The following is a 3,658-nucleotide window of genomic DNA, read 5'->3' as shown; positions in this document are numbered from 1 at the left end:
ATGCAACACTTCTTCCTGTAGGTAGGTTTTCACCTTGCCGCTATACGGTTCTGTGATGGTGTAGGCGAAGCGGTGATCGGATAAGCGTTGTGCTACCACGCTGACGGCGGGTAAGGGTGCAATGATTGCGGCTGGCCGTCTTTACCCCAGACAATCACGGCATAGGCATTGCCATTCAGCAGGCAATGACGCATCAGGGTGCGCTTGAACTGAAACGGCGTCTGGCAGTCATTCGGGCATTCATTGAGTAAATAATCCACGGGGTGATCACTGAGCCATTCGCGGGATTCTTTACTGTTCTGGTGCTGCACCCGATAGAGGTAACAAGGCATGGTAGCAACGGCTTCACTGATCACCGTGACCGCATTCATCACCGCAGGCAAGCCCTCCGCCGTGGACGGGGAAACATGCTCACCTGATTTGGTGTTAGCCATGCCCGCCAGAGAAAGGAACTCATCAATGCTTATGCTGCGCGTCTCAGCGGATTTTCGCTTAAAAGGCCACATAATCACACCTCGGACAATTGCAGCCAGTAATGACGCAAATCGGCATCACAAGGTTTGGCGGCATTCAGGGAACGCTTGGCAATCTCCACCCCACTGTCAGGATAAGCGGGCAAGCTGGTGATGGTGATTTCCCGCAGTTCGGCTTCTAAAACCGTTCTCAAATACGGCTCTTGCCCTACATCCCACTGATCTTTAATGGCACGAAAGCCAAAGGACATACCGGAAATATCACCACGCTCAACCAGCGTCAGTACATCACGCCCTAATTGGGTGTCAGGCGGGGTTAACTCGAAGCGTAATCCGGTGGCATCTTCGGCAAGCTGTAACGTACCGGAGGTGGTGCGGCCTAACAGGTTCGTGTGATCATGTTCATAAAGCGCCCTGACATCAGTACCCGCCGTTAAACTGGCGCTAAAGGCATTCGCGGCGAACTGCTCCACAAACTCATCCCACAAAACTTGGGATCGGCTGTTCCACTTAATCACGTAGCCCGTCAGTTTCTTATCACTGGCAGAAAGGGAAGCCGTTCTTAATTCAATATCATTCATTTGATAGACTCCAAGACGACAAAGGGGCGCAGTGCCCCTCTCACTTATTTGCTGGCTGCTTTCACTTCCAGCACTTTGATGGCGTTGGAGTCAACCAGACCGCCGCCCAGATATTTATCTGTGTGTACCTTATAAAATCCCGGCTCGGTGATATTGTCGGGACGGGTACGGGTGCCCGTTTGATGGTCAACAATGAAATAACCGCGTTTGAAGTCACCCAGACCGATCACCCCTTCCGGCATAAATTCGAGATAATGGACAGGCAAGCCCAATAACATATCAGGGTCACCCGCCTGTAAACGCTCGCGCCAGATATAATCGTCATTGCCGTTTTTCAGCTTTTGTACTTTGGCGGCGGTCGTGGAGTTCATCACCCACACGGCGTTCTTGCGGTATTTGTTCCTGAGCAGGAATTTCAGGTCAATCAGGCTATCGGCCTCAAGGGTGCTGACTTCCAGCTTTTGCAGCGTGCCGAAAGCGCGTACCTTATCGGCTTGGGGATCACGGGGATAAGACAGGAAGCCTTTCGCTTTCTTGCTGCCGTCACCACTCACAAGGTCGGTTTCTTCGGTATCGACAAACGTATCTGCAATCTCTGAGGTCAGCCAGCCCAAGATATCCACATCGCTAAAATCGATGATTTCTTGGGTGGTTTTGGGGTAAGCGTAAATCGGGAACAGCTTAATGCTGACCTCTTCCATCTTCGGCGTCGTGGTTTCACCGCGTGCTTTGCCTTCTTCGCCGTGAGCCACCGCTGCGCCACCCACCGAAACTAGTTGCTTATACTCGTTGCTGCGAGTGGTCTTGATGGTACAGATCCGGCGCATGACCGACTCATCAGCCAATTGCTGCATGATCTGCTTATTCAGTTCGGGGATAACGGTATAGCCACCGTCTGACGGGACGCCCGTGGACAAGGTGCGCGTTTCTCCGGTCAGAAGATAATGGCGCAGTTCGTCATTGCTGAGGGTGTCATTGGTCGGTTGGGTCTTCGCCTGACTGCGTTCTTCATCAGACAATGCCTCATAACGGGCAATTTCTGTATTCAGGGCGTCGGACTGGCTGCGCAGCTCGTCAAACTGTTTGGCTTCATCTTCGGTCAGTGAGCGCTTTTCAGTTTCGGCTTGGGTGAGCAGCGAGCGCATTTGTTCGGTGAAAGTTGCTTTCTGCTGGCGTAATTCAAGTAATTTCTTCATGGTGTTTTTGCGTTATTTGTTTATTTAAATACTATTTAACACGATGAAAAATAATAAAGAAGCCTCTGGAATTCAGAGGCTAAACAAGAGAAAACATGAAGACAAAATATTTACAAAAAATAATTTTAAATGGCGATTTAACTCGCCATTTTTTATTAATGCCTATTTACTCACTTTTATAATGTATATCTTTTCAAAATCATTTGCTCCATTTAGCATTGTCCCGTAAATTGCCCCAGCTACCTTTATTCGTATTTCTCCAGCATGTGTAGGAGTGCCTTGTATTTTTATACGGCTGTAATCCTTTGCTGTTACTGGTTTTACAGGGACAGTATAATCACTAGGACTCCATGTTAAACCCGAGTTTTCAGGTGTTATTTCTGCGCCAAAACTCTTATCTATAACACCAGGTATTCTTATTAATTCATTATATGGTGTACCAATCTTAGCATCTGTTAGATAATTTCCATCAGGATAGATATGAACAGCTTGCTTTGAACAAGCGGAAATAAACAAAAAAGATATAATTAAAATAAATCTACTCATTGCTTATTTTATTGGCTTGAAAACCAACCCTCCAAATGTATGTTTAAGAAAATAATTCAAATTATTACCCCCTTTAACTTGTTGATAAATTTTACCCCAAGAAAACATATTTAAATTAACCATATTGTCATTATTTATCTCATTTGAATTTATTGGTATCCCTTTTGAACTAACTTCGCCTTCCCATACAACCCAATGATTTTTCATTGAAGTGTCACCAGTGATACTATCTAGCATTCCGGCTGATATTAAACTTACAACTCGATATCCTTTTTTTATATATTGATTTAAATTTATTATATCGTTCACATTACTATGTGAGAATACACTTATGTTGTCAAAAACCTTTTCATATCCAGCTTTTTCAAACCACTCTGTTAATTTTTCCCACATGGTAATACCAGCCACTTGATCTGAAATTTCATCGTAGTTCATAATCGTATTTTCTGAATCTCTTAAACTGGCTAATGTCAACCAATCTAATCCTGAAATCCTTTCACCATACTGATTACAAAAAGATCCTTTAGGATGCCGGCAACCATCGCCCGGCTTGATTTCTAATTCACCTATTTTAGTCTTACCATATCGCCATAATTCACGGGCAGCTTGCTCATAAATATCAGGTCTGTCCATCTGCAAACAATAAAAAAATGCTGCTGGTCCACATAAACTAGCCCCATTTTGATCTGGATAAGTTCTTTTAGATAACCTCTCCTGAATTTGTGATTCAATTTTACTTTTCTCAAACGGATCATCTTTATGACCAATTGGATATTCTTTAGCAATAAAAGGTCTTTCCGGCACAGAGATCTTTAACTCAACGGTATTATCTCCGTCGCTGACAGGTTTTGTTTCAATCGTG

4 protein-coding genes and 1 pseudogene are annotated in these 3,658 nt (G+C 44.8%); all 5 read right to left on the bottom strand.

All coding sequences use genetic code 11. The features are described 5' to 3' along the window. Window positions 1-506 (bottom strand): annotated as a pseudogene (locus tag Xbed_RS18140) (phage portal protein); the annotation flags it as partial. A gap of 2 nt (window positions 507-508) precedes the next feature. Further along, window positions 509-1,054 (bottom strand): HK97 family phage prohead protease, encoded by a 546-nt coding sequence (locus Xbed_RS18135; RefSeq protein WP_086114237.1) that lies wholly within the window; start codon window positions 1,052-1,054, stop codon window positions 509-511. A 44-nt stretch (window positions 1,055-1,098) separates the two neighbouring features. Continuing rightward, on the bottom strand, window positions 1,099-2,250 hold the full coding sequence (locus Xbed_RS18130; RefSeq protein WP_086114236.1) for a phage major capsid protein: 1,152 nt from the start codon (window positions 2,248-2,250) through the stop codon (window positions 1,099-1,101). Between the two features lie 162 nt (window positions 2,251-2,412). Then, a complete protein-coding gene (locus tag Xbed_RS18125; RefSeq protein WP_086114235.1) occupies window positions 2,413-2,796 on the bottom strand; it encodes a hypothetical protein in 384 nt (127 codons plus the stop codon). Between the two features lie 3 nt (window positions 2,797-2,799). After that, window positions 2,800-3,658, bottom strand: an 859-nt coding sequence (locus Xbed_RS19835; protein WP_086114234.1) for a hypothetical protein, incomplete at its 5' end; no start/stop codon positions are given.

Origin of the sequence: Xenorhabdus beddingii, from assembly GCF_002127545.1 — a bacterium.
Lineage (GTDB): Bacteria > Pseudomonadota > Gammaproteobacteria > Enterobacterales > Enterobacteriaceae > Xenorhabdus > Xenorhabdus beddingii.
The sequence above is the reverse complement of the archived record's forward strand: the minus strand, read 5'-3'. Positions and strand labels throughout refer to the sequence as shown.

What these genes read in the sequence shown, in the direction of transcription:
- Xbed_RS18135 (WP_086114237.1), bottom strand. Translation starts at nt 1,054, where the DNA reads ATGAATGATATTGAATTAAGAACGGCTTCCCTTTCTGCCAGTGATAAG.
- Xbed_RS18130 (WP_086114236.1), bottom strand. Translation starts at nt 2,250, where the DNA reads ATGAAGAAATTACTTGAATTACGCCAGCAGAAAGCAACTTTCACCGAA.
- Xbed_RS18125 (WP_086114235.1), bottom strand. Translation starts at nt 2,796, where the DNA reads ATGAGTAGATTTATTTTAATTATATCTTTTTTGTTTATTTCCGCTTGT.